Annotated in this window: 19 protein-coding genes and 1 pseudogene; 12 read left to right on the forward strand and 8 right to left on the reverse strand. The window is 46.0% G+C overall.

Annotated elements, in window-relative coordinates:
- Positions 1-5: 5 nt before the first annotated feature.
- The 3 genes from ABDB91_RS02720 (at position 6) to glmS (ending at position 7493) form a co-directional block, all read left to right on the forward strand.
- Positions 6-3242 (forward strand): AAA family ATPase, encoded by a 3237-nt coding sequence (locus tag ABDB91_RS02720; protein ID WP_347491510.1) that lies wholly within the window; start codon positions 6-8, stop codon positions 3240-3242.
- Positions 3243-3666: 424 nt separating this feature from the next.
- On the forward strand, positions 3667-5001 hold the full coding sequence (gene glmM / locus ABDB91_RS02725) for a phosphoglucosamine mutase (protein ID WP_347490099.1): 1335 nt from the start codon (positions 3667-3669) through the stop codon (positions 4999-5001).
- 662 nt (positions 5002-5663) lie between these two features.
- Positions 5664-7493: a glutamine--fructose-6-phosphate transaminase (isomerizing) gene (glmS, locus tag ABDB91_RS02730; RefSeq protein ID WP_347490100.1), complete on the forward strand. Its 1830-nt coding sequence runs from the start codon at positions 5664-5666 to the stop codon at positions 7491-7493.
- 511 nt (positions 7494-8004) lie between these two features.
- Here glmS and ABDB91_RS02735 read toward each other — a convergent pair.
- The 6 genes from ABDB91_RS02735 to ABDB91_RS02760 form a co-directional block, all read right to left on the reverse strand.
- Positions 8005-9336 carry an MFS transporter gene (locus tag ABDB91_RS02735; protein ID WP_347490102.1) on the reverse strand — a complete coding sequence of 444 codons (1332 nt, stop codon included), beginning with the start codon at positions 9334-9336 and terminating at the stop codon, positions 8005-8007.
- A 48-nt stretch (positions 9337-9384) separates the two neighbouring features.
- Positions 9385-10110: an N-acyl homoserine lactonase family protein gene (locus ABDB91_RS02740; protein ID WP_347490103.1), complete on the reverse strand. Its 726-nt coding sequence runs from the start codon at positions 10108-10110 to the stop codon at positions 9385-9387.
- A gap of 87 nt (positions 10111-10197) precedes the next feature.
- A complete protein-coding gene (locus ABDB91_RS02745; protein WP_347490105.1) occupies positions 10198-11568 on the reverse strand; it encodes an MmgE/PrpD family protein in 1371 nt (456 codons plus the stop codon).
- Positions 11569-11621: 53 nt separating this feature from the next.
- On the reverse strand, positions 11622-13037 hold the full coding sequence (locus tag ABDB91_RS02750) for an FAD-binding oxidoreductase (RefSeq protein ID WP_347490106.1): 1416 nt from the start codon (positions 13035-13037) through the stop codon (positions 11622-11624).
- Positions 13038-13074: 37 nt separating this feature from the next.
- Positions 13075-14262, reverse strand: a complete 1188-nt coding sequence (locus ABDB91_RS02755; RefSeq protein WP_347490108.1) for a (Fe-S)-binding protein — start codon at positions 14260-14262, stop codon at positions 13075-13077.
- A gap of 276 nt (positions 14263-14538) precedes the next feature.
- Positions 14539-15186 (reverse strand): GntR family transcriptional regulator, encoded by a 648-nt coding sequence (locus ABDB91_RS02760; RefSeq protein WP_347490110.1) that lies wholly within the window; start codon positions 15184-15186, stop codon positions 14539-14541.
- Between the two features lie 663 nt (positions 15187-15849).
- On the opposite strand from ABDB91_RS02760, the gene ABDB91_RS02765 reads away from it, so the two are divergent.
- From ABDB91_RS02765 to ABDB91_RS02790, 6 genes and pseudogenes are all read left to right on the forward strand, one after another.
- Positions 15850-16002: a hypothetical protein gene (locus tag ABDB91_RS02765; protein ID WP_347490111.1), complete on the forward strand. Its 153-nt coding sequence runs from the start codon at positions 15850-15852 to the stop codon at positions 16000-16002.
- A 9-nt stretch (positions 16003-16011) separates the two neighbouring features.
- The gene (locus ABDB91_RS02770) at positions 16012-16485 is read left to right on the forward strand and encodes a hypothetical protein (RefSeq protein ID WP_347490113.1); all 474 of its coding nucleotides are present in this window, start codon (positions 16012-16014) and stop codon (positions 16483-16485) included.
- Positions 16486-16577: 92 nt separating this feature from the next.
- Positions 16578-17393 carry a hypothetical protein gene (locus ABDB91_RS02775; protein ID WP_347490114.1) on the forward strand — a complete coding sequence of 272 codons (816 nt, stop codon included), beginning with the start codon at positions 16578-16580 and terminating at the stop codon, positions 17391-17393.
- On the forward strand, positions 17386-17610 hold the full coding sequence (locus tag ABDB91_RS02780) for a hypothetical protein (RefSeq protein ID WP_347490116.1): 225 nt from the start codon (positions 17386-17388) through the stop codon (positions 17608-17610). The genes ABDB91_RS02775 and ABDB91_RS02780 overlap by 8 nt, the downstream gene beginning before the upstream one ends.
- Before the next feature lie 66 nt (positions 17611-17676).
- Positions 17677-18225: pseudogene (locus ABDB91_RS02785) on the forward strand (SAM-dependent methyltransferase); the annotation flags it as partial.
- A 10-nt stretch (positions 18226-18235) separates the two neighbouring features.
- Positions 18236-18901, forward strand: coding sequence for a PglZ domain-containing protein (locus ABDB91_RS02790; protein ID WP_347491511.1), 666 nt, complete (start codon positions 18236-18238; stop codon positions 18899-18901).
- 192 nt (positions 18902-19093) lie between these two features.
- On the opposite strand, the gene ABDB91_RS02795 is transcribed toward ABDB91_RS02790, so the two are convergent.
- The gene (locus tag ABDB91_RS02795; protein ID WP_347490117.1) at positions 19094-19678 is read right to left on the reverse strand and encodes a hypothetical protein; all 585 of its coding nucleotides are present in this window, start codon (positions 19676-19678) and stop codon (positions 19094-19096) included.
- A 22-nt stretch (positions 19679-19700) separates the two neighbouring features.
- Entirely contained in the window at positions 19701-19994 is a 294-nt protein-coding gene (locus ABDB91_RS02800) for a hypothetical protein (protein WP_347490119.1), read from the reverse strand.
- A gap of 157 nt (positions 19995-20151) precedes the next feature.
- Here ABDB91_RS02800 and ABDB91_RS02805 point away from each other — a divergent pair, with 157 nt between their 5' ends.
- The 3 genes from ABDB91_RS02805 to ABDB91_RS02815 all read left to right on the forward strand — a co-directional run bounded on the left by ABDB91_RS02805 (position 20152) and on the right by ABDB91_RS02815 (position 25466).
- Entirely contained in the window at positions 20152-21546 is a 1395-nt protein-coding gene (locus ABDB91_RS02805; protein WP_347490121.1) for a LuxR C-terminal-related transcriptional regulator, read from the forward strand.
- A 144-nt stretch (positions 21547-21690) separates the two neighbouring features.
- Positions 21691-22197 (forward strand): hypothetical protein, encoded by a 507-nt coding sequence (locus ABDB91_RS02810; RefSeq protein ID WP_347490123.1) that lies wholly within the window; start codon positions 21691-21693, stop codon positions 22195-22197.
- Positions 22198-22253: 56 nt separating this feature from the next.
- On the forward strand, positions 22254-25466 hold the full coding sequence (locus ABDB91_RS02815; RefSeq protein ID WP_347490125.1) for an S-layer homology domain-containing protein: 3213 nt from the start codon (positions 22254-22256) through the stop codon (positions 25464-25466).
- The last annotated feature ends 565 nt before the right edge of the window (positions 25467-26031 follow it).

Raw genomic sequence — 26031 nt, forward strand, 5'->3', positions numbered from 1 at the left:
TGACTGTGCGGTTGGTGGGACTGTATATAAAGGATTATGGCTTGCTGCATGATTTTTCACTCACTGAAAAGGAGCTGTGCCCCGGTCCCTGTATAATTTATGGACTGAACGAGGCCGGTAAATCCACACTGCTGTCTTTTATACGGGCGGTGCTTTTTGGTTTCAAAGCGGAAGGCAGTCCGGGCGAGCCGGTATGGGGCGGGCCAAACGGCGGGCGCTTGCTTCTGGAGGAAAACGGGGAAGTTTACCGTGTGGAACGCCACGGGCGGGGCAACGGCCGGGTGGCGGTGGAATTGCCCGATGGCAGCCGTGCCGGGGAGGAACTGCTCAAGACACGGATTCTTCGCGGTGTAAGTCCGGTACTATTTAAAAACATTTTTGCTTTTGGCATGGATGAATTGCGCAGACTGGAAGAACTGGCCCGGGACGAGGTTAGCGCCCATATTTACGGGGCGGGCACGGGCACCGGCCCGCAGCGCCTGACAGATGCCGCCGCCTGGTTGGACAAGACCGCCGGCACATTGTTCAAGCCCAGGGGAAGGACATTGGTGTTGAATAAGCTGCTAGCCGAGTTGGATAGCCTGGAGCGCGAAATAAGGGAATTGGAACAGCAGCCTGAACGATATAACACCATGCGTGATCAACTAAAAGAACTGGAGCGTCAAAAAGATTATCTCCGGGGTGAACGCGATAAAGGGCAAAGGCGGCTGCGCCGTCTGGATAATTTGCTTAAGGCCCGGGCGCCCTGGAATGAGCTGCGGCATTGCCTGGCCAAGCGGCGGGCCGGTGCGTGCGGTGATTTAACATCATCGGCTGTCGGCATTGCGTCTCCCATACAGTTCCCCGAGGACGGTACGGACAGATTGGGCCGGCTGGAGGCCAAGCGGGATGAAAAACAAGCCGAGGCGCGGGCCTGGGTTGAAAAAGTACATGTCATAGACGCCAAGCTGGCTGCTATACAGGTGCATGAAAAAATAATATCTTATGCCGCGGGGATTGAAGAATTGGCGGAGGAGCGTTCCCTGTACCTGGAGAAAAAACAGACGCTGGCGGAACTGCAGGCCCGAGTTGGCGGGAGCGAGCGGGCGGTGCGGGAAAAGATAGCTTCCCTGGGTCCGGGTTGGAATGCGGACAAACTCGTACTGCTGGATACTTCACTGGCTGCCAGGCGACAGGTAGATGATTTTAGCCGGCGTTTCCGAGCTATAGAACAAAATGTGATTGTTTTAACCGGCCGTCTGACCGGTATCGGCAAGGAAGCGGCTGAAAGACGGGCTGCCGGAGAGGCCTGGGCGGACCGGCTTGCCGCTTTGCCCGTACCGTCCCGGACAAGTGATACAGCCCCGGAACAGAGACTGGAAATGCTGGAGCAGGCGGCTCTGGAGCTGGAAAGGCAAAGTCATTGCCGGTCGCTGCTGGAGGTACAGCATAATCAGCTGGCCGGGATTAATGACCGCCGGCAAAAGGTGGAGACGCTGCTGCGTCAGACAACGGGTGCCAAGAAGCCGCCCTGGGCGGTGCTGGTGGCGGTATTGTCGTGCTGTCTGGGCGCCGGGGCGGCGTCTTACAATATTTTATTGGGTTTATTGATCCTGGCCGGCGGTATGGGTCTGGCTGTGCTGCTACACAGTATACTGGCCAAACAGGCCGGGGAGCTGCGCACCCGGACGGAGGAACTGAGCGAGGAAATAGATGCCCTGGAAAAGACCCGAACCGCGGTGGAGCTGGAAGTGGCCCGGCTGGGTGAAGAAATGGAAGCCGGGTCCGCCAGGCTGCGCCGGGTGGCGATGACTGTGCACGGGCGGGAAACTCTGGCCCGGGAGGATATCCCCGGGCTGAGGCGCCGTTTAATGGCGGAGCTGGAAACCGAGCGCCGGAGGCGTGAGCTGGGTGATCGGCTGGAGCAGGCCGGCCGAGCGTTATCTCGGGCCGGCAGAGAACTGCGGCAAATGGAAGAAGAGCTGGCCGGGCAAAAAATAGCGGAGCGGCAGCTGCAAAATGAATGGCGGCAGTGGTTGGACCATAAGGGGCTGCCGCTGCTGGACACTGCCGGGGCCGCAGATTTTATGTCGCTGGCGGAAAGAATTGCCGACACGGTCGGGGGCTTGCAGACGGAAAGAAAAATGTTGGAACAAGCGGATGCCGTTGTGCAAACGTATGAGCGACGGGTCACTGAGCTGGCGGCTGTGCTTGATGATGACCGGCCGGTCCGAGAGCAGGTGTCTGGTTACGTAGGGCGCCTGGCTGATTTATTAAATGAACAGCGGGCAGCTTGCGCTCAGCGCCGGCGTTATGTCGAGGAACTGGAGGAGGCGCGGGAAGAAAAGAAGTTAGCCGAGGATAATCTGGCCGCGGTTGAACAAGATATCCGGGCACTGCTGGCTTTGGGCGGTGCCTGCGATATAGAGGATTTTCGCCGGCGTATGGCGGCTTACCTGGAACGGCGGGAGCTGGACCGGTGCATTGAGGCGCTGCAGGGACAGCTGTTGAATATTGCCGGGTCGGCCGGGGAACTGCGGGAACTGCAAGAAGAATTAAGGAGTACGACCCGGGGGGAGCATGAGGTGCAAATCGAGGCGCTGGAAGCCTCCCTGGCTGAAATAGAAGATGAGCTGGCCCGGCTGGGTGATGCCGCGGCTGATCTAAAGCAGCAAATGCGGGTGCTGGAAAACGGTGAGGAACTGGCCCGGGCCAGGCAGCGGCGGGATATGCTGCGGGAAAGCCTGACGGCCTGCGGCCGAAAGTGGCAGGTGACGGTTCTATGTGCCGGGCTGCTGGAAATGGCCAGGGAAAAGCATGAGCGGGAACGCCAGCCCGCCGTTCTGGCCCGGGCATCCGGGCTGATCAGTCCTATGACCCGGGGGCGGTATACCCGTGTGGTAGCCCCGGTAGGGGAAGCGGCCGGTTTAGTGGTGGAAGAACCGGGGGGAAGCCGGGTGCCTGCTCCGCTTCTCAGCAGAGGCGCGGCGGGTCAGCTTTATCTGGCCGTGCGCATGGCGCTGGCCGATCACTTTAGCGCGGCGGTTGCCTGCATGCCTATTATACTGGACGACATATTGGTAGATTTTGATGCCGGGCGTTTGCGGGGGGCACTGCAAGTAGTTAATGAAATGGCTAAGAAGCATCAAGTTATATTATTTACCTGCCATGATTATATTTTGGACGCCGCCCGTGAACAGCTGGACGGTTTTAACCTGGTCAGGCTGGAGAGCGGGGTAAAGGAACAGCCGGTAAATATATAATTGACTGCACTGCGAAAAGCCCGGATTCAAGCAATTGTTGTCTATATATAGCTAATAGATAATATAGCTAATAGATAGTTTTGGCGGTTATGCAAGGTCTGACTTGATAACCCTCGTTTTTATGTACTATTGACGTATATAAAAAATAAGGCCATATTTAAACAATAAAGACATAACCGAACGTCGGTAGTGAGTGGGGCATATAATAAGGTATAGCGGAAAATTAAAAAGTAAAAGATTAAAAAGTAAATGAAAGTAAATGTTTACTCGTTTTTACTTTAAATTGACACGTGGATGGTGTAAAAGATATAATTATTGTTGTTTATTAAGAAAACTTTCAGTTGAAAACAAATAAAATTAAAATAAAATGAGACAACCCCAGGGCTTTATTAATTGTTTACTGCTTCAGGAGGTAGTTGTATTAATGACACGGTTATTCGGCACCGATGGCGTACGCGGTGTTGCCAACAAAGATCTTACCCCCGAGCTGGCTTATAGATTAGGCAGGGCCGGGGCATGTGCGCTGGCGGAAGGCGGTGCGCCGGGGCGACTGGTAGTGGGCCGGGACACCCGGATCTCCGGGGATATGCTGGAAGCGGCTCTGTCCGCCGGTATCTGCTCGGCCGGTGTGGATGTATTGACAGTGGGAGTTATTCCCACTCCCGCTATAGCACTGTTAACCGGGGAGTTGGATGCCGCCGGGGGCGTGGTGATATCAGCCTCGCACAATCCCGTGGAGGATAATGGCATAAAATTTTTCGGTCCCAGCGGTTATAAACTGACTGACGACAAGGAGCAGCAGATTGAAAAGCTGCTGCAAAACGGAGATGCCGGGTTACCTTCGCCGGTGGGGGCCGCCGTGGGACGGATACAAAGGGTGACGGATGCCGATGACCGTTATATTGCGTTCTTAAAAGGAACGATTGCCGGCGATCTCGGCGGGCTTAAAGTGGTGGTAGACTGTGCCAATGGCGCGGCTTACCGGGTGGCTCCCCGGGTGCTGGCTGAACTGGGGGCCGAGGTAACAGCTATTTTTAATACCCCGGACGGGGTGAATATTAACGCCGGATGCGGCTCCACCCACCCGGAAAAGCTGTGTGACGCGGTGGTCAGGCACGGAGCCGACCTGGGGCTGGCCCATGACGGGGATGCCGACCGGCTGATTGCCGTGGATCACCAGGGCAGACTGGTGGATGGGGATCAGATTATGGTTATTTGCGCCCGGCATTTGAAATCACAAAACCGTCTGCCCCAAAATACCGTGGCGGTTACGGTGATGAGTAACCTGGGCCTGCATTTGGCCATGCGGGAAGCGGGCATTGAGGTGCTGCAAACCAAGGTGGGGGACCGTTACGTGCTGGAGGAACTGCTGCACAGCGGAGCGGTTTTCGGCGGCGAACAGTCCGGGCATATACTGTTTTTGGAACACAGCTCCACGGGTGACGGGCTGTTAACCGCGCTTCAACTACTGGCGGTGATAAAAGCCACCGGGCGCAGCCTGGCCGAATTGGCGGGGCAAATGGAACGCCTGCCCCAGCTGCTGGAAAATGTTCGCGTGGCGGATAAACACCGGGTAATGACCAGTTCAGTGTTGGAGCAAAGCATTGCGGAAATGGAAAGGCAGCTGGCCGGCCAGGGCCGGATATTGGTGCGTCCCTCGGGCACCGAATCGCTGGTGCGGGTAATGGCGGAGGGGCGGGACATGGAGCAATTGCGGGCTGTGGTAGGTGAGCTGGTGCATATAGTCGAAGGGCTTTAAAGCCTTTTAACTGGTGGTGCTTTGGTATGCTTTAGTTTAAACGGTGCTTTATGCGGCGTCGGTGCAAAGAGGGGTATAGAGGGGTATAGGGGAATCCTAAGCTGCCCGGCTGCCTGGCACTGTGGTTTGGATATTACTATGCGGTGACGGTACCTGCCTGTTCAGTGACATACATAGTATGTCTTTTAGCAGACTCCTAATGGATGCATGGGTGATATCTGTAGCACTTGCAACTGGGACTTAGATCCGGTATGGGAGGTGGTATTTATTAAAATACACCCGCTTTAGCTCGCTGATATTTTTAATGACCGAGCAGATATTAAAAGAGAGCGTCCGGTATGTTGACAACTAAACAGCAAGCGCCAGAGCCCGGTTAACCGGGCTGACGAGGAGGGAGTTTATCGAAATTTCGGCGGATGCTCCCCGGTTCAGTCACAACCGTCAGAGGTACCACAAAGCCTGCGGGTAATCGCGGGGACAAAGGGTGCCGGGTGACTGGTCGAAGGCTATAATACCGACTAAAACCGTCAGGAGAGGTATGCCCTTTTGGCGGTTTTTTTATTTCATTATTATAATTGTCTGCAATACTTATAAAGAATACGAAGAGTTATGTTAATAATGGTATTTTTAAAAAATAAGCGATTAAACGGAGGTTTAAATATATGTGCGGTATAGTAGGATATATCGGCAGCCGTCAGGCGGCGCCTATATTATTGGATGGATTGCAAAGACTTGAATACCGTGGCTACGATTCGGCCGGTATCGCTGTAATTCAGGACAGCGCCATAGAACTGCAAAAGAAAACGGGTAAATTAGTTGAGCTGCGGACCCAAATGAAAGATTATCTGCCTGATTCCACTATAGGCATCGGGCACACCCGCTGGGCCACCCACGGCCGGCCCAGCGATGCCAACGCACATCCTCACCCGGACTGCTCGGGCCGGTTTGCGGTGGTGCATAACGGTATCATAGAAAACTACCTTACCCTGCGGGAATGGCTGATTTCCCAGGGGCACGTGTTCCGTTCGGAAACCGATACCGAGGTGCTGCCGCACTTGATTGAGGAGTTTTACATGGGTGATTTGGTAGAGACCATGCGGCGGGTGCTCAAGAAAGTGGATGGCTCATACGCAACAGTGGTGCTGTCTCTGGATGAACCCAACCAGCTGGTGGCAGCCCGCCATGACAGTCCGCTGGTGGTGGGACTGGGGGACGGGGAAAACTTCCTGGCCTCCGATATACCGGCCCTGCTGGCTCATACCCGGCAGACCTATATACTGGAGGACGGGGAAATAGCCGTACTCACCCGGGAGCGGGCCCAGGTGCTGGACCGGACCGGCCAATCGGTGGATAAGCAAATATTCACCGTCGATTGGGAGGCCAAACAAGCTGAAAAGGACGGCTATGCACATTTTATGCTCAAGGAAATTTACGAACAGCCCCGGGCGCTCAAAGATACCCTCAGCGGGCGCATTGCCGCGGATGGCGGCAGTGTGACTCTTAAGGAAATAAACATCCCGGACGAACAGCTTCGGGAGACCAACAAAATATTTATTACGGCCTGCGGTACAGCCTACCACGCCGGACTGGTGGGCAAACATATTATTGAGTCCCTGGCCCGCATTCAGGTGGAAGTAGATATCGCCTCGGAATTCCGCTATCGCAATCCACTGCTGGACCGGCATTCCCTGGTGATTGTAGTCAGCCAGAGCGGCGAGACCGCCGATACCCTGGCGGCGCTGCGGGAAGCCAAACGCAAAGGGGCCCGGGTACTGGCGGTAACCAATGTGGTGGACAGCTCAGTGGCCCGGGAAGCCGATGATGTGCTTTATACCTGGGCCGGTCCGGAAATTGCCGTGGCTTCCACCAAGGCTTACACTACCCAGCTCGTCTCCATGTATCTCATCGGCCTCCATCTGGCCGAGCGGCGCGGCACATTAGAGCCGGAGGAATTAGCCCAAATTGTCACCGGTCTGCGCAAGCTGCCCGACAAGGTAAGCGCTGTTTTGGAAAACGGCAGGGATATAGAGAATTTTGTCCGGCAATACTGCCATTGTTCCAGCGTATTCTTTATTGGCCGGGGCCTGGACCACGCTGTGGCTATGGAAGGGTCGTTAAAACTTAAGGAAATATCCTACATCCACGCCGAGGCCTATGCCGCGGGTGAACTGAAGCACGGCACTCTGGCCCTCATCGTCAAGGATGTACCCGTTATCGCACTGGCCACCCAGGCGACACTTTTTGAAAAGATGATCAGCAATATAAAAGAAGTCAAGGCCCGGGACGCCATGGTGCTGGCCGTGGCCATGCGGGGACTGGAAGAAGTGGCCAAAGAAGCCGACCAGGTCATGTATATTCCCCGCACCCATCAGGTGCTTGCCCCTGTGCTGGCAGTAATACCACTGCAGTTATTGGCTTACCACATGGCTGTGGTCCGGGATTGTGACGTTGACCAGCCGAGGAATTTGGCCAAGAGCGTGACGGTGGAGTAAAAAAGGATAGTAACTGACGCGCCTGTTGTAGAATAAAATTGTTGTACGATATATAAAAAAGTATTACAATATCTCATCTTTGACACTTATGTAGATAAAAAGGACACTTATGTAGATAAAAAGCCTGTATCCTTTAGTAATAAAGGGTCATAGGCTTTTTTCATATCCTATAAAAATGAGTAATGTTTTTACTTCTTAGTGATGTCGTTAAACTTCCGGTTGGCGGTACTGGCAAGGCCGGCATCAGTGCAGACAACAAATTGAGAGAATTTAAAATTGGCAAGGATTTTCCGTTCTAAAGGTTTCAGGGTCACCCGCTCATTGGTATTTTCGGGATGAGCTAATTCTTATGAGCCAATTTTGCTGGCTAAAAAGGCTAAGGATCTGGCCGAAGAGGCTCGTAAGAAATTCTTGTTACCTTGAACAAGGCAAAAGAATAGCTTGCTGACAGACTTTGTCAACAAGCTATCCCGTATTAATTAAACATGATTTATAAATTTAAAACTTACACTTAAAAATCCACATCTTTTGTTTCCGGCCCCCATGCTGCACCTATAATTATAAGTATACCGCCCAAGACTAATAATACTATTTGAGTATACTCATAAGGCATTATAGATCCAAGTCCCAACATGTAAAACGAATAAAATGACGGGATCATAACCGAAAGACTCCATCCAAGCCCAAAACCAGATGCCCGAACACTAGTCCTAAACCTTTCAGTTATATAAGCAAGCCCTATACCCCAAGTTCCCGGCAATACCAACAATTCAATTGCTAATGCTAATAAGAGGAGTCGAGTTGTATTCTCAAGCGCGCCAGAAACTAAAAGATAATATAAATAAGGTGCAATAGTACATGCTAATATCCCAACACATATTAGCACCATTCTTCTGCCATACTTTTGTCCTAGAGAACCAACTGCTAAATAAGCAAAGAATAGAATTAAATTCACAATCAAAAGACTATTCGTAACGGCCTTAGCTTCTACGCCTAATACATTAATAAGTACTCCAGGTAATGTTCCGGTTATAGCATTAAAAGCAAACCACACACCGGTCATCATAACAAAAACCTGCAAAAAGTTACGTAAACTTTCGCCGCTAAACAATTCTTTAAGGGGAGCTTTTGTCTTCTTAGCTTCGAGCCATAGTTTAGATTCAGGCACAAATTTTAAAAAGTAAATAAAAATACCCATGGAAAAAATAAACCCTACAATAAATGGTATTCTCCAACCATACTGTACGTAAGCTGATTGTATTCCCCCAGATGGTGTAAGATAAAGCATTGCAGCAGTAACAAGAGATATTACAACATAAGATAATGGATACCCGCCAATTATAAATGCGCCGATTATACCTCTTTTACTTTTAGGTGCATACTCCATTGCTAGAGGATTTGCAGCCGTGTATTCCCCACCGAGGAAAATACCGTCTATAAATCTTAAAAATATTATCAAACCAATGCCTAATAGCCCTACTTGCTCGTATCCAGGAAGTACGGCGATACACAATGTTACTATACTGAAACCAATCATTGATATCAGTGCTGTTTTCTTCCTGCCGATGCTATCTCCAAAGTGACCAAATATTACTGCGCCTAGTGGCCTTCCTAATAATGTAGCAGCAAATGTTAAATAGAATAATGTAGTGGTTATAGAAGTTGGTAAATCTTTAGGCGTAAAATAAATCATAGCTGGAGCTAATGCTACTATAGGAAGATAGATATCAAACATGTCCACAAAAAATGCAAGATGAGCAGCTAGTATTGTTCTTTTGCCTTCAGGAGAGATACCCGGTTCAGGTTTTAAATTTGTATTTACTGTAGTTTCCACCGTTTCCATTTCCCCCTTTTTGGATAAAAATTAGAACTTAATACTATCCTCCTTTCCTTATGGAATTTTTTCTTCATCCATAAACATTGGATCATGGCATGGAATTAAAATCTCAGCTTCTTTCTTAACCCTAAGAGCACTGTCATAGACTTCACGGCAATCCGTATGCAATCCACACGCAGCTACCTCAAGGCCTCTTTCTTTCATAGAAGGTGTCTGTATAAAAGTACTCATTTGAGAACAGAACCCAGTAATGATCGCTTTTCCTTTTTTCGTTTCTATTTGAACAGATTGTCCTCCTGGACTATGGCCTGGTGTAAGAAGAACTTTCACTCCAGGAATTATTTCCGTATCCCCATCAACAACTTGTAGTTTTATTCCTTCAAAGTACGACGGATTATAATCTACCGCATTAAATACGTGAGGGTTTCTAGCAAAATCCAGTTCTTTTTTTTGGACAATAAATGTAGCGTTTTTATATCTATTTGAGAGAGCTATATGGTCAAAATGCATATGGGTAACAATAATAAGATCAATATCGTTTGGTTTAAGGCCAACCTTGGCCAGACCCTCATCAAGAGGAACACGCGTAGTCATTGGGAATTCAGGATTAAAATGTTCTCCCTGAGCACCGGCATCAACCAGAATTTTAGGGTTTGACCCCTCTATGTACCAAACGTAACAGGCGCTTTTAACCTTTTTGCCTACGTTCCAACGATAAGTCCACTGTGACATATCTCTGATACCTTCACATAGTACAATAGGTCTAATACTATATTTCATTTGCTCCTCCTATAAAAGTTTTTTGAAGATTTTGCCAGTTTATTAATTATAGCTAGTTATTTGATTTGTAATTATTGCACCTTCTTATTAATTACAGTTAAGTAAGTGTGTTTGAATTTTACTTACATCTTCAATCTGGTCCAGATTTAGAACTATTTCCACAATTCTATCAATTACGTTGTCTTCGTATTTTTGAACACCCCAAGCAGTACACTTTTTAAATTTCCTAATGCATTCTTCCCAGCATAAAGGATTTTCCGGGTGCCCCTTTAAAACATCAATCTTGTCGGTCAAAACATCTCCATTCTTAAGGTATACCTTTATAACAGCAGGCTTTAAGTCCCTTTCCCCAATATCTTCACTTGCATAAACATTAATTTTGCCGGCCGCATATTTTCTCTTTTCGTCGCATATAACTGCATCTTCAAAATCATCAATAAAGGGTTTCCCTTTTGTAAGCGCTACACTCACTGTGTACGGTATGCTAAACTGCGCGTCAACCTGCGGGTTCTGCCTTATTGCAAACGGCTTACCTACCATTTCCTTGGACATTTTGGATACAAAAAGTTCCGCCTTTTCAACTTCCTCAAAGCTAAAGCCATATTTTTGCTTAACAGCTAGAGCCGCATCTATGGAGGAATGCGTCATGCGGCAGGAAGGATATGGTTTTATGCTTAACTTCATGCCGAAAAACTCTTCTCCCAGCCCTTCCAGGCACTTTCCCCGGTCATAGGCGCCACGCTCGTAAAGATTGAAATACCCAAATTTCCCCTCGAACACTTCACGCGCCCCGGTAATTCCCATTTCAGCCATTAGTGCTGAAAGGACCCCTGCTCTGGCTGAGAAAGCAGGTTGTATTCTTTTGGCCAATCCCCCGTCTAAAAGGCACTGGGCATTGCCGGATGTTTGACTGTATGCCACTCCGAAAGTGTTAAGCATGTCCTGTTGTTTTAAGTTTAAAACTTTAGCGGCGGCAGCCGCCGACCCAAAAGAACCACAAGTGGCAGTGCGAATCCAGCTTAAGGAAGTCCTGATAGCAGCACCCAGTCGGCAGCTTAAATCAACTCCCAGAGCTACAGCCGTAATAAGCTGTTTTCCACTTGCCTTTCTGGCTTCTGCCAGCGACAACGCAGCGGGAAGGACGCTTACGTAACAGTGCATGGCCGCATCATCCAAGGTATCATCAAAGTCCAGCGCATGGCTCAGAACACTGTTGACAAACGCTGCACTGTGGCAGGGCAACCGGTGGCCAGAACCAAACAGGGTAGCTTCCTCCTTACCGCCAAAAGAAGCAAAAAGATTCATGACCTCTATGCTCCCCGAGGCTTTTGTTCCAGCAAACCCGCAGCCTAGAGTATCAATTATAAACTTCTTTGTAGTATCAACTACTTCAGAGGAAAGGTCGTTAAATTGCAGTTTTGCATACTTTTCGCTAATCTCATTAACCATGTCGCCCATCTAATTCTCTCCTTTGCAATTGGTGAATTCTATTTAAACTTACTGCTTAAACATTACCTGTGACCTTCGAAAATGCCCGGATTTAAAATATTATTGGGGTCGAAAACTGCCTTAATATTTTTAACCAGGTCGTAGGAGAATTGACCATACCTTTTAATAAAGAAAGGTGTCCTTTTGGCAAATTGCCCCCATTCACCGCCGCAGGTGCGGTATTTAAAGTTAATTTCAGTTTCGCGTTGAAACAATTCGTCTGTCGCTTTTTTGAGCTTGTCATCCTCCCAATCAGCAGGAAGCAGGAACGAAGCATGGATAGCCAAAGCCCCAATATGGCCGAAAAGAAGGGTAGGTATTTCCTGCAATACGGAAAGGCCTTCGTTGAAGCTCTCGGCATCCCGCATTATTTCCACAAGCTCGGCAAGGTTACCGGACAATTCCGAGGTAATTAATTTACCTCTCTGCACCTGCATGATATATGACCCGATAACTTCCCTGGTCCCCCAGAGTTTTTCCCATTCATTCATGTCTGTGACCCTGTATGCCACAATAACTTTTTCTTTTTTGAAGGACTTAACTTGCTCGTCAACTTTGTACTCGGCCTCTTTCTTAGTTAAGCCCTCTGTAACTGTTAATAGAACAGGTCCCGGAGGCGCTTCCATGCCCTTAACCTGAAAGCCAATATCTGCAATAGTTTTGGACATGAACTCCATAAATATGGGAACCGGGCGTTTCTCTAAATACATTCTTTGCACTCCCCCGGCCAATGCCTCCAAGTCTTTAAAGATAGCTACGCCATATGCCCGTGGCAACAAGGGTAAAAGTCTCATCCGTATTCTTACAATAATACCCATAAGACCGTCCCCGCCTACAAAAAATTTGGTTAAATCTGTCCCGGCTGGTTTTCTAAGACCCACCGTGCCGGTTTCAATGATTTCACCGGTAGGGAGCACTACTTCCAGCCCATGCACGTAATCACCAGGCTTACCGGTATATGTATCGGTAAGGTGTCCGCTGGTGTTGTTTGAAATTAATCCTCCCATACTAGCAATAACCTGGCTGCCGGGGTAAACGGGCAGCCAGTAACCTAATGCTTTTAACTCATCCGCCATTTCTTTACACCTGACGCCGGGTTCACATTCAAAATATCCGCCTTTTTCTATAATTTCAAATGAGTTTATTCGCTTGGTGTTCAGCACTATTCCGGGAGCATGCGGTCTGGACGCACCGTTTAGCTGTGTTCCGGAACACCTGACAAATACGGATATTTTATTTTTATTGGCATATTTCATTATTTCGGAGATTTCTTCTTTGTTTTTTGGCAGTACTACCACATAGGGTATGCTATCATTCTTTATGTGGTATGGCATGGGGTCCAGCGCACTTTTTACTCTTTCAAATATGTTGTCTGATACGTACTGCTCCCCAACTATTTGGGCAAGGTCTTTCTTTATGTCCTGGGCTTGCAAATCCATTATCCTCACTCCTTGTTTTTAATCTGTTCAAACATTATTAAAGGGCCAATGCTTCGGCAAGAAGTTCAGAAATATCCACAACTTTTATATTTTCTTCCTGTTCCAAATCTTTTATGGCATTCTGCAGCATGATATGGCACCACGGGCAGGCTACGGCCAGTATGTTGGCTCCCGCGGCCAGTGCCTGTTCCACACGTTGATTTGCCAGGCGTTTCTCTTCTTTTACTTCCGTCCACATTCTTCCTCCGCCTCCGCCGCAGCAAAGGCTCATTTTCCTGTTGTCTTTCATCTCTACCAGCTTGACACCGGGAATAGCTTCTATAATTTCGCGTGGTTCCTCGTAAATTCCGTTGTGTTTACCAAGGTAGCAGGGATCATGGTACGTTACCACATAATTTAGTTTTTTTTCAAACTTTATCTTTTTGTTAGTTGTCCAATTATGCAGCATATGCACATAATGCTGAATTTCAATATTATCCAGGCCTTGATATTCCTTGATATAGGTGTTATAACAATGGGGCGAAGTGGTAACAATGCTTTTTACGCCGCTTTCTACAAAACTCTTGGTGTTTTGCTGTGACATCTCCTGAAAAAGAAATTCGTCACCCAAGCGGTTGGCGGCACAGCTGCAGCATCTCTCTTTTTCCAATACCCCAAAGTCAGTGCCCTGGTTTTTCATTAGCTTAACAAGGCTTACGGCAATGTTCCGTATTTCCGGATCGTATGAGACGCTGCAGCCCACATAGTAAAGCATATCCGCTTTTTCATCCGGGAGTTTTTTAATATTGATGTCTTTTGCCCAGGCCAACCTGTTTTCGGAATCAAAGTTATATGGATTACCTTTGGCATAGATTGCTTTTAAAGCATTGCGTTGGAAGGGCATCGGACCTATATTGTTGTCCACTAGCAGCTTGCGGCCGTTTTCTATAATTTCCAGCAGCGGTATTCCCGCACTTAATTCTTCACATGCTATTACGCATGCGTTGCAGGTTGTACAGGAAAAAAGAATTTCTGTCAAGTTTTTCTTTTGTTCGGCATCATTGAGATTCCATTTTAAGTAGTAGTAAATTGACTGGATTATACCGGAAGGGCCATTAACCATAAACCCTTCCATAGATTTATACAGCGGGCACACGGAATAGCAGTAATTGCAGTTTCGGCACCTGAATGTTGATTTGGAGATCGCTTCTTCTAATTTCTTCTGGTACTCATCGTAATCCAGCATCGGTACATCTCCTCCCGCAATATGTTTAATGAAAATTTTATTATCAGCATAAGCCCCTATAAGCCAATTCAATCAAGATAACTATACTGTAGCTATTCAGTATTCCTTTCAAGTAGCTGTACTGGGGCTGACCCCAGTTGCGAAGGCCTTATACTGAATAGTTACCTCAATTAAAAATAATTGCTTGAGATGTATACAATATTGTATACAATCTTCAAGAAAAAAAATTCTGCATTGCCTAACGTTATGAAACCCGTTTGATAATGCAAAACCCGTCTATTCCAGTAATTTTTTGGCGTTTTCCCACGAGCTGGTCATATGGCCGATCGCCTTTTTCGCTGCTAAAAACTTTTTCCCCATGATAATAGCGTCAACGATGCTCTCATGTTCCTTCAACGCCTTTTGAGCCCTGTTAGGTATCGTCCAAATTGAAATTCGCATTATAGCCGAATAAACCCTCAAATTATCAAGGATTTGAACTAACATCTTATTCCCGCTAGCCATGGTCAAGCTTGTATGAAAATCATTGTTTAATTTAGCTAAAAGTTTAAAATCGTTGGCTTGAATTGCGTTTCGTGATAATTTAATATTTTCAGTTAAATTATTTTTTAATTTATCAGTTGCATTTTTAGTTACTAAATATGCACATAGAGCCTCAAGCACAGATCTTACTTGGTAGTAATTGTTGATTTCTTTTAAAGTAAATCTTCTTACCATCATGCCCTTGTAGGGTTCCCTCACCAGGAAGCCCTCTTTCTCAAGGTGTTTTAACGCTTCCCGAATAGGAGTTCTACTTAATTCAAGCTTCTCAGCAATTTCGGATTCTATTAATCTCTCTCCGGACTTGTAATATCCTGATATTATCGCGCTTCTAATTTCCCTATAGGCCAATTCATCTGAGGTAACTTTATTATTAGTTGCCATGTTTCCCCTTACCTATTAATAGTTGCTTAATTAATATCGCTTAAATTGTACGCAATATTGTATACAATTGTCAAGAAAAAACTTTTTGCCCACAGCTAAAACGCGAGATTCTTTAAGCTAAATATTAGCAAACTATACCATCCAGCACAATTATGACAGTTACCGGGAAATAATATGCACTAATCAGGCCGGTAAAGTTTGTTCTTATCGAGCAGTGCAAAGACCAATTTAAGACGCCGGTTCTAATATAATAAAATAAGGGGAAGATGAAACAGCCTGAAGATGGTGTAAATATTGACTGTCAGTACAGCATACAGCAAGTGGGTATGGGAATACTTGTTTTGCTGCGGGGCTTCAGGTTTAGAGGAAAAACAACTAATGAAGTTAAATATGAGTTGTGTCAATTATGTTAGTATTAGTAAGTGTTAGTGCGTAATCAAAGCAAATTAGCATGTAATTTATGTTAAATTAATATTATCGGGTTTTGGGATGTAACATGTAAGGGTTTTGGGATGTAACATGTAACATGTTACAATGTTTCCAGAAGAAATGTTATTATGTGGAATGTCCTCGGCAAAACTGGCATAGCATTTACGTATATGTCTGTGCTGGGGGTGTGCGAAAACGGATAAGCTAAAAGATATTAAAGAAGGAGGGAGAAAAATGGCTACACAACTTCAACCAACACCTGTGCTCTATGGCAAAGATGCGAATGATGTATTAGAACAAATCAAGAAAAAGCCAACTTCCGAACAAATCCGTAGGGCCCAAAAACGCAATGAATTTTTTAAAAGTATTAGGAAAAAAGGTCTGTAATTCTTTACCATGGCTGCCATCAATACAAAAGCAATTTTACTGGTTAGATTGTCAGAGACAGAAATTCCTGACTTGGAGACATTTGATTGCGGCGACGCCGAAATGAATAGATTTTTAAGAAAAGAAGCTTATTCAGAACAAGAAGCAGGTATGAATAGTACTATTTTATTATACTATACTGGTGAGTTGGCTGCATTTTGTTCCGTATGTTGCGATTCAATACCTCTCAGTAATAAGGAACGGGAAGAAGAAAAAATTGAGGCACAATATAAGGTCCCTGCAATTAAGATTGCCAGGCTAGGAAGAAGTATTAGGTTTAGGGAATATGGTCTCGGTGGTTTTTTAATTGACTATATAAAAGATATAGCATATGAACTTAGTACATCAAAAATTGGGGTAAGATTTATAACGCTTGATGCTTATCCAGGCAAGGAAAAGTATTATTTAGATAACGGTTTTATACGTAATGAAGGCAATGAATAAAAGGTCTGATGGTACGGTAAGCATGCGGGCAGATATTTTTAATTAATAAAGATAATGTTTAAGCTATAAATATAAAACACTCTCCTAAGAGGGTGTTTTTTTTACATTTTTATATATACACAACAGTTTTGTTATGTATATATGTTATGTGTCGTTTCTCACAACAACCGTCAGTAGGTCTCACAATAATTGTCAGTAATCTTTCTTCAGGTACGCCGCAGATGAAATCGGCCGCCCAGTTACTTAGCCTGACCACAAATTTTCCAGTTGGCGCTATTCAAGTGACCACCCCCAATGAGCGGGAAAATTATGGTCAAATAAGCTATAATGTTGAGGAGACTTGGCTAAATAATATTGATAATGATCCTGAGCTTGAAAGAAATAACAGATCGAAAAAGGTGGTATCTACAAACCTGCGTTTTTTATTCTTGCGGGAAACTGCTATCAGTAATGTAGAAGCTTATAATTATTTAGCTGCCTTGGATATTTTACATTCAGTACGGGATTTTGTGCCCGAGCAAGCCATGAGTCTATTAAAAGCTGCCTGCCAGCGAAAGAATATGGATCTCATTGAGGCAGGTAAAGAGGCCAAACAAGCCAACTATGATGTATTTCCGGTGAAATCCAGTGATGCCAGAGATTTGTTCGAATATCTATTATTATTGGGTTTGCAGCAGAAGTCCGGGCAATTAATGGACTATGTGCGCGGTATCTCACCTGCGCTGACCAAACTTTTTGAGTCCTTTCTTGAGGAGAGATGTCGGCGACACATAAAAGAAGATTTTTGCATTGAAGCGCCTCGTGGCTCGGGTTTTTGGAAAGTGAAGCGTGATAAAATAGAGTCTAATGCACCGGACCTGCTAAACTATTATGATAGCGGTATTGGCCAGAAGCAGACTGATGCGTAACGTGGAAGATAAGATAAGAAATCCGGCGGCTCATAATATAAAAGCGATTAAGGAAGATGAATTTAAGAATAAGGCTGGGATATCCAGCAAAAGGTTATTGCAATACATGCAGTGGATGTTTAAATACATTTATCCTTATTATTTCAAAGCTGATTTGAATATATGGGAAAGTTACGATTTTATGAACCAGGCGATTATCAATAAATTAAAAAGTTGATAGCGTTCTTAAAGAGGCAATAATAAACTATAGATTGTTGGGTAACAATTTCGCGTTTGCGTTATACTTAAATCCAACGAAGAAGAATTAAACCGCATTTTCATCGAAATCTATGGTCTTCAAGACGAGCTGACCCCGGAGGTGGAGGATAAAGACGTGACCATCCGCAAAGCCGATCGCGAACGCGATATCAAATCCTTCATCTCCTACGCAGTCGGCTGCATGTTTGGCCGCCACTCCATGAACGAGGAAGGCTTGGTTTACGCCGGGGGAGAGTTTGACCCCGGCAGATACAAAACCTTTAAGGCCGATGAAGATAATATCATCCCTATAGTAGACGATGTATATTTCGACGAAGATGAAGACATTGTCAGTCGCTTTGTGGATTTTGTCAAAATAACTTTTGGTGAGGAAACCCTGGAGGAAAACCTTGATTACATAGCAGAAACCCTAAAGAAAAAATCCGGCGAAACTTCGCGGTAGGCCATTAGAAGGTATTTTTTAAATGACTTCTACAAAGACCATGTGAAAACTTATAAGAAAAGGCCGCTTTACTGGCTGTTTGATTCAGGCAGGCATAACGGTTTCAAGGCTTTGATTTATATGCACCGTTATTTCTGATGCGCTGCGCTACGAGGCAGCCAGGGAGTTTAGCGATCTATTAAATACCGAACGAAAAGGTTCCACGCAAGCTTTTCATCTGCTGGGTACCCTGCCGTCCAGTACCAAATTTGGTATGGCCGCTCTGTTGCCCCACCAGGATATTAATTATAGCCATAAGGGAGAAATATCGGTTGACGGCATTAATATTCAAGGCACCGAGGGTCGCGGCAAGGTGTTGCTTAATTACAGTCAGGGTGCTATAGCGGTAACCTATCATGACATCAAGGATATGAAAAGGCAGGAATACAAGGACCTGTTTGAAGGCAAGAGACTGGCTTATATTTACCACAATGGCATTGACGCCATTGGCGACCATGCCGCCACCGCGAGAGATGTTTTCAATGCCGTTGAAAAATCGTTTGCTGATTTGCGGCTGCTAGTTAAAAACCTGATTAATAATTTAAGTGCCACCCATATTTATATTACCTCCGACCATGGGTTCCTGTACCGGAGATCGGCACTGCAGGAGTGTGATAAAATTCCCAGGGCTACAGGCGAAGCGGTGGAGGATAACAAAAGGTTTGTTGTTACCGGGGAAAACGAAGACATCAAGGGTGCACTTTCCTTTTCCATGGAATATTTATTGGGTCAAGCTAACGACCTTAATGTCATCGTACCCAGGGGGTAAATATCTTCAAAGTGCAGGGCGCAGGGGCTAACTACTTGCACGGGGGGGCCTCTCTGCAAGAGGTTGTTGTTCCGGTAATTAAATTTAAAAACGACCGGAGCAAATCAAACGCATAGGTAATAACCTTAACCAGAGGAATGTTACTGCGGTTAGAAAAGCTGTTTCTGGTTCTCTGTAGTGGAGAGTTGTTTTTTATAGCTTCGATTCTGCCTTCTTTGCATCCAGTAGAACCTTTGCTTGTTCTATAAAAAAGCTCTTTATATCATCCCAAGGGGTGCTTTTTTTCAGCATCATAATCTTGTTCCCAGCCTTCTCGGCGTCCTCAAAATAGGTCAGGCTCATGATCAGGTGTTTGATATTAATTTGCCAGTGGGCGTATTTTTTTTCGTAAAGTTTGAAGATTTCCTTGAGCGGTATAGATTCACGGGCAATGAAGAAAAGATCGATAAAGTCTTTTCTACTGCCCCGGCTGCCCACAGTGTCCAGTTTAATTGGCGCCAGGTCGGGCAGATCCGCAACCGGACAGCCATGGTAAAGAAGGGGTGGGAAGACAAGAGGGGGGGCGTAATAGAGAAAGCTTACCTTCACTCCGCCAAAAACGCCGTGCAGGGTAAGGCTTTTTATATCGGTAATGATAAAATCCCCGGCGTTGTATAATTCGTCCCGCAACAAGACGGCGTCAAATTCCCGAGGCGTAAAGAAGTCAAAATCCTCGGAAATCCGGTGGCCAAGGTGTAACGCTACGGCGGTGCCTCTGGCAAGATAAAAATTTGTCAAGCCTGTATATGCGTCAGACGTTCTAAAATTTGGATCCTGCCCGGTGGGAGAGCTGCTGCAAACACTTTAACTCACCTTCTTTTAAATTAAAATAATTTTTCCAGAAAAGCCCTGTCTTCCGGGAAAGCGAGCGGCTGCTTTTGACGACGTTCAGAAGAAGCTGGCTGCTGTAATAATTCAGCATCCAGAAGAAGCTTTTGTCATCACTTTGTTCCAGCAACCTTTCTACAATAAAAAAATGATCCGCTTCGGTATCCAGGGAGTAAAAGTCCACATCCCAAAAAAAAGGTCTGGTGTATTCCGGGGGCATAGGCATGGTGACCACTCCTTTGCAAGAAAAATTATGCGGCGCGTGACGCTGATGGAGTCTGATTTATATAATTTTAGCATATTCGCCAAAAGTTCTCATGGTATAATTAAATAATAAGTATACGATATCCGTGATGAGCGGTTTAGCTGAAAGGGCCTGAGTTATGAACAAACGTTTTATCTCCATTATTGGATTTTCTTTTTTTTCCGGCTATCTTTTATCGTTCCTGTTTGAAGGACAAGTGCTTTATAGTTTGCTGGGGCTGCATAAAACGGGCCCCTCCGGTTACATGCCGGTCGCTGTTATTGCGCATTTTGCGGGACTGCTCTCCTGCGGTTATCTGGTGAAGTCTTCAATAGCGGCAAAATATATGCTGCTTGGGAGTATGGGTGTGTGTTTCATGGCAACTACACCATTTTTTTTTGTTCCGTCTCCGCTATGGGTGGCTGGATTGATCATTAACGGGTATGTGTCGGGCTGTGCTGTGGCTTCGTGGGGCTATTTTCTAAAAGCTTTTACACCCCAAAACCAGCGCATCAGATCTTGCGCGGATGTATTGATCTATTCCAACATCATTATGATAGCCGTCAATGTGGTTGCTATAAATTTCTCACCATTTATCGGGCTTATCCTTTCTATATTTTGCCTTGTAGTCGGTATGGCATTTTTGGGGGTATTGCCGGTCAACAAGGAAAATGGCTGGCGGGACGAAACGAAAAGCGAACTGCGTAGCGATATTAAAAAACCGTTAGTTTTATTATGTCTGTTTATCTTTGTTATAACTATCAATTCCGGCCTTATGTATCAAGTCATAAATCCTGCTTTCGATCATTTAACAGGTTTGGTGAGTTGGTATTGGGCGGTTCCGTATATCGTTGCTCTGGCTTTGATGCGCAACCTGTTGGTGAAGGCGAAACGCTCAGGGATTTTATACATTGGTATGGCTATGATTATGAGTGCATTTATTAGCTTTATGTTACTGGGACGAACTACTTTTGATTATCTTGTTGTGGACACCCTGATGTTGGGTGCATGCGGTATTTTTGATTTGTTCTGGTGGAGTATCATCGGGGAAATGCTGGATTATGGGAAAAGCCCCGTGCAGACTTTTGGCATTGGGCTTTCCGCAAATGTGCTCGGTATTTTATGCGGCGGCGCCTTGGGTATGGCGGTGACCTCTATTGGGCTCCCGGGCGCTGAGGTGGCGGTTATTGCCCTCACGGTTGTATGTATTACTTTGGTCATACTCCCGCCGCTTAACCGACAGCTTGTCCTGCTGCTAAAAAGTCATGTTTATCTTACTGTTTATGACAGCATGAGCGAATTACAACAGACAAATATTATACGGCAGACAAAAACACTTCAAAAACTAACCGTTCGAGAGGAAGAGGTGCTCCAGCATATTCTATCCGGCCAATCCAATCGTGAAATTGCCCAAGCTTTGTTTATTAGTGAGAGCACAGTTAAAACACATGTAAGAAATATTTTTTCTAAATACGATGTCGGCAGCCGTGCGGAACTGATCAGCACTCTACTTAAAAACCAATTAACTTCATAGCCCCAAAACGTTGTAAACATTGATAAACCCGGCCCCTCATACTTAAGTATGAGGGGCCTTTTGACGTAAATTAACCCTTTTGATCAATGGCTTTACTTGTATTCTTAATTAAACTGGATGGTGGGGGGAGGGGGCGTAAGGCATATGGAGGTGATTAGAAAATGGCGTGATGGTTATGCGCTGCTATTTATCGTTAGCATATGTTTCACGATGCTGCTATACGTGAAATATATGATGGAAGCGTTGTTTATTTTAGGGTTTTTAAATGTTATTTTGCTTATAATTTTGGTTAAGCAAAATTCTATGCTTTATGATGCGGAGCTTATTAGGGAAAATAGCGTTCTTGCCGTGTCATCCGCTTTCATTACTTTACCGGACGGTCAAAAAAAAAGCGCGGATGCAACCATAGTATCAACTTTTGGTATTTTAATCGGCGGCAAAATCTACAAGTGGGGCTGTGGCGGTGTGCACGGGGTACAGTTAAAAGCTGTTATGATGGACCGGGCTTGGATTTATCTAACCTTTGGCGATGAAACCGGAACCATACGTGTGGAACTCCTGCATGGTTTGACCAAGATGGAGGAAGTAGCGGATATAAAACAAAAACTTTGGCGTGAAACCGGCATAACGGCAATGATCCATGGCTGGTGATGATGGGCGCAGTTAAAGTTTCATGCTTAACTTGAAAACGGGAAGGGGAAAAAACAGTGCAAAACAAAAAACTACTTTTCATTGCGGTTACCCTGTGTCTGCTACTGGCATTTACAGGCTCGGCTGCAATAGCCGAATTTTCCGATGTGTCCGGGCATTGGGCCCGGGAGCAAATCAATAAATGGGCCGATCAAGGCTTGGCCGCAGGCTATGGGGACGGTACTTTTAAACCGGGCAGCCAGATTAGCCGGGCCGAATTTGTGGCCATGGTCAACCGGGCATTTGCTATTGATAAAACCGGCGCCACTAACGGTTTTACCGATGTTAAATCCGACAAATGGTATTATGGCGACATTGCCGCTGCTAAAGCAGCCGGCTGTATAGGCGGCTATAAGGACGGTACCTTTAAACCGGATCAAACCATTACCCGGCAGGAAGTGGCCGGTATTCTGGTTAGACTGCTGCAAATTAGTCCCGCCGCCGAAGGAGCGGCGCAGTTCAGCGATGCCGCTCAAATCCCGGCCTGGGCCAAAAGCAGCGTTGGCGCCGTGGCTGCCGCCGGTCTGATGCGGGGTATGCCCGACAATACGTTTCAGCCTTTGCAAGGCATCACTCGGGCCGAAGCGATAGTTGCACTGGACCGGGCTATGGGAAACATACCGGGAACGCAGCCAAAACCGGGGAAAGAATCTGAACCCGCGGAGCAAAGCGCAGTGGAAGGTATCGTAACTTTTAAAGACAAGGTATTGGACAAGGTGGAAGTGCGGATATTTAAAGCCGGCAGTTATGAGATATTAAAGGAAGCCAAAACCGATAGTCATGGCGTTTTTAAAGTTGATCTGGAAGCTGGAAAATACGACGTCACTGCTGTAACCGGTAGTGCGGTAGCCTATGCGACCGGTGTAAATGTATCCGAAAATCAAGTTGCCGGAATAAACTTGGTTTTAGAAGATGCTGCTATTGTTAAAGGAGTTTTAAAAGATAAGAATAATCGGTTGGTCAAGGGCGCTGTCGTGCTATTTACCGCTAACCCGACTTTTATTGCCGCCACCAATAATAGCGGTGAATACACCATAGCTGTGGCGGCTAACAAAACCTATACCGTCCGTGCCTATGAATCCGGTAAAAAAGATAAGGCTCCCGGTATTGTTGGCGGCAAATTGGATATCGGTCCCCCGGGCAGTCAGAAAATTCATGACCTCAACTTTCCCGTGGCCGTCGGCAGCGGCAGCGGCGGTGGCAGCGGCGGCGGCGGAACTATGCAGCCGGAAACAATCACGGTTAAAGATGCCGGCGAATTGACGGCGGCAATAAACAAGGCAGATAATGGGGACGCCATAAAGTTAACAGACGATATTGAAGGAGATATTGAACTTAACAAGTTGGTTAATCTCTGTTTAAATGGTAAAACATTAAATGGCGATGTCACTATAAACGCCAATGCATACGGCAGCCTGAATATCGCGGAGGAAACGAATGCGGGCACTATAACGGGCTGTCTAAAAGTAAACGCGCCCAATGCCACGGTTAATAACTGGGCAACCGTAGGTGGAAATTTAATAATTGAAGACGTCGCCGGTAATACATGGAACGAGAGAGCTAAAAACAACAAATTGGTGGCCAACAACAAAAAAGCCATTGTGTTGAATATTATTGGCGGCGTGGCCTCCCTGGAGATAAGCGGTACGGGGAATATCAAGGTTACGTTAGATCAGAACGCGGAATTGGCCGGGGCCGGCATAATTATTGACAGCGATGGCGGAGAGGTAATAATAAAAGGTGAAGGCGCCGGCCTGGGTAATGTTAACATAATCGTTAACCGCCCGGCTACGATAATTACCCCTGAGCCTATAAGAGTTACCGCCGCGGAGGGTGTAGAAGTAACAGTTAAGCGGGATGAACAAGGTGAAGGCAAAACCGAGACGGGAACGGGGGAAGAAATGACATTGGAGCCTCCGGTTCCAGCCGCATTCACCCCTGGAGCAGGCGGAGCGATAGCATTCACTCCATTTGCAGCCTCGGAAGGCAAAATCGGCGGGCTCTATATCGGGAAAAACAGTAAATATTATGACGTTATTTTTGGTGGCAATCCGATATATCATCACTATGTGGAATTATGGTTTATTCCCGCCGTGGATCTTGGTGCGTCGGGGTATAAGCTCCAGTATTCGGAAGACGACGGGGAAACCTGGGATGATTATTTAAATAGTGACTACGAGCCCCTGACTACCGGAGGGGATACTCAAGATAATTTTGTTGTCACTGATCCTTATGGCGAAACCATGTACAGGCTGGTCGTTATGGGCGGGGATATGGATGGCTGTACATCCAATGAAGTGACTGCAACCATTCCCAAACCCGGCCTCGAAACTAAATTCACCGGATGGTCTTTGTATGAAGGTATGGATATCTCCGGGGTAATGCTGCCCTGGGTGGGCAGGGGATTGGAAGCCGGCTTTACGGCGCGGCTTTCGGATTACCCTTCCACAGCAGAAACGGTTTATGAAAATGTGTATATGGACTATCAGTGGTACAGGGTTAATCCGGTATCGTATGAAACGACAGCTATTCGCGGGGCGACGGAGCTGGAATACATTACTACGGAAGATGATGTTGGATATAGTCTTTTGATCAGGGCCGAGGGCGATGATGAAAATATCAGCGGTTTTGCCCAGATTATGTCACACCATGGTATAATGATACCGAACGAAGCTTATATCAGCGATGTGACGGAAACGGGATTTGTTTTAAACCTGCATAAATCAGTTACCGGAGGGATAGCGCCGCAGGATTTGAAATTAATTGATTATAATGGGGATGATGTAACAATAACAGGCGTGAGCCAGGGTGCGAATGCTGCGATCTATAATATTGCAGCGGACCTGGATCCCGCCAGGGGGCCCTTCTACCTTTGCAACACCTCCGATTTTTGGAAAATAGCAACGGCGCATGTTGGTCATGAACACGGAAATATGCTTATGGAAGGTATTGAGGTATCCTACAGCGTGGCGAGGTATAGTATCGATGTGGAACTTCCGGTGGGCGGAGCGGCATCGGTGGGTACTACCCCGAATATCCAGGCGGCAGCGGGCGAAACAATTACAGTGGATATTCTAAATATCGAAGAAGGTAAACAGTTTAAATTAATCACGGTTAAAGATGAGGACAACGGGGTGGTGAGCACCACAGAGGTGACGTATGGAGAGGAATACACCTTTACCATGCCCGCCAGTGCGGTGACTGTAACGGTCGAGCTGGAAGACGTATAGCGGCGGTTGTTCCGGAGTAGGCCAAGTTTGCAGCCTGGAATAGATCTGCCATTTACAATAACACATGGCGCCTTACTTCCCTAACTAACTTAACCCGTCAGCAGCTGCAAGAGCAAAACACAATAACCCCCGGCAAACTTTGGAAGCTATCAAGCTTTTAAGGGGCCGGGGGTTTTCTTTTGCTTTATGGATACTATGAATGTTAAAATATTTTGTTAGTGTTCTTCCAAAATAAATTCTCATACTTCTTAAATAGATATTATCTGCAATTGGTATGTACGTCCTATCTCATTCCGTATGCTATTTAGATAAAGACTATAGTTTTGGTGGACAACAATTTTCCTTTTTTAAAAGATACTCGGATCTATTAAAATAGATCAGATCTTCATAAAAATAGATAAAACAAGCATAAAAAAGATGTAAATAAGCAATATAATAGTGCAAATAGCTAATTTTACAAAAAAATGTGAAAATGCTTTAATATTTATTATAATCAATGGATTTGGACGATAACATATTTGCCGCTAATATGGCAATCAATTAATTAAATAAACAGCTGTCAAGT

Source organism: Desulfoscipio sp. XC116, assembly GCF_039851975.1.
Classification (GTDB): domain Bacteria; phylum Bacillota; class Desulfotomaculia; order Desulfotomaculales; family Desulfallaceae; genus Sporotomaculum.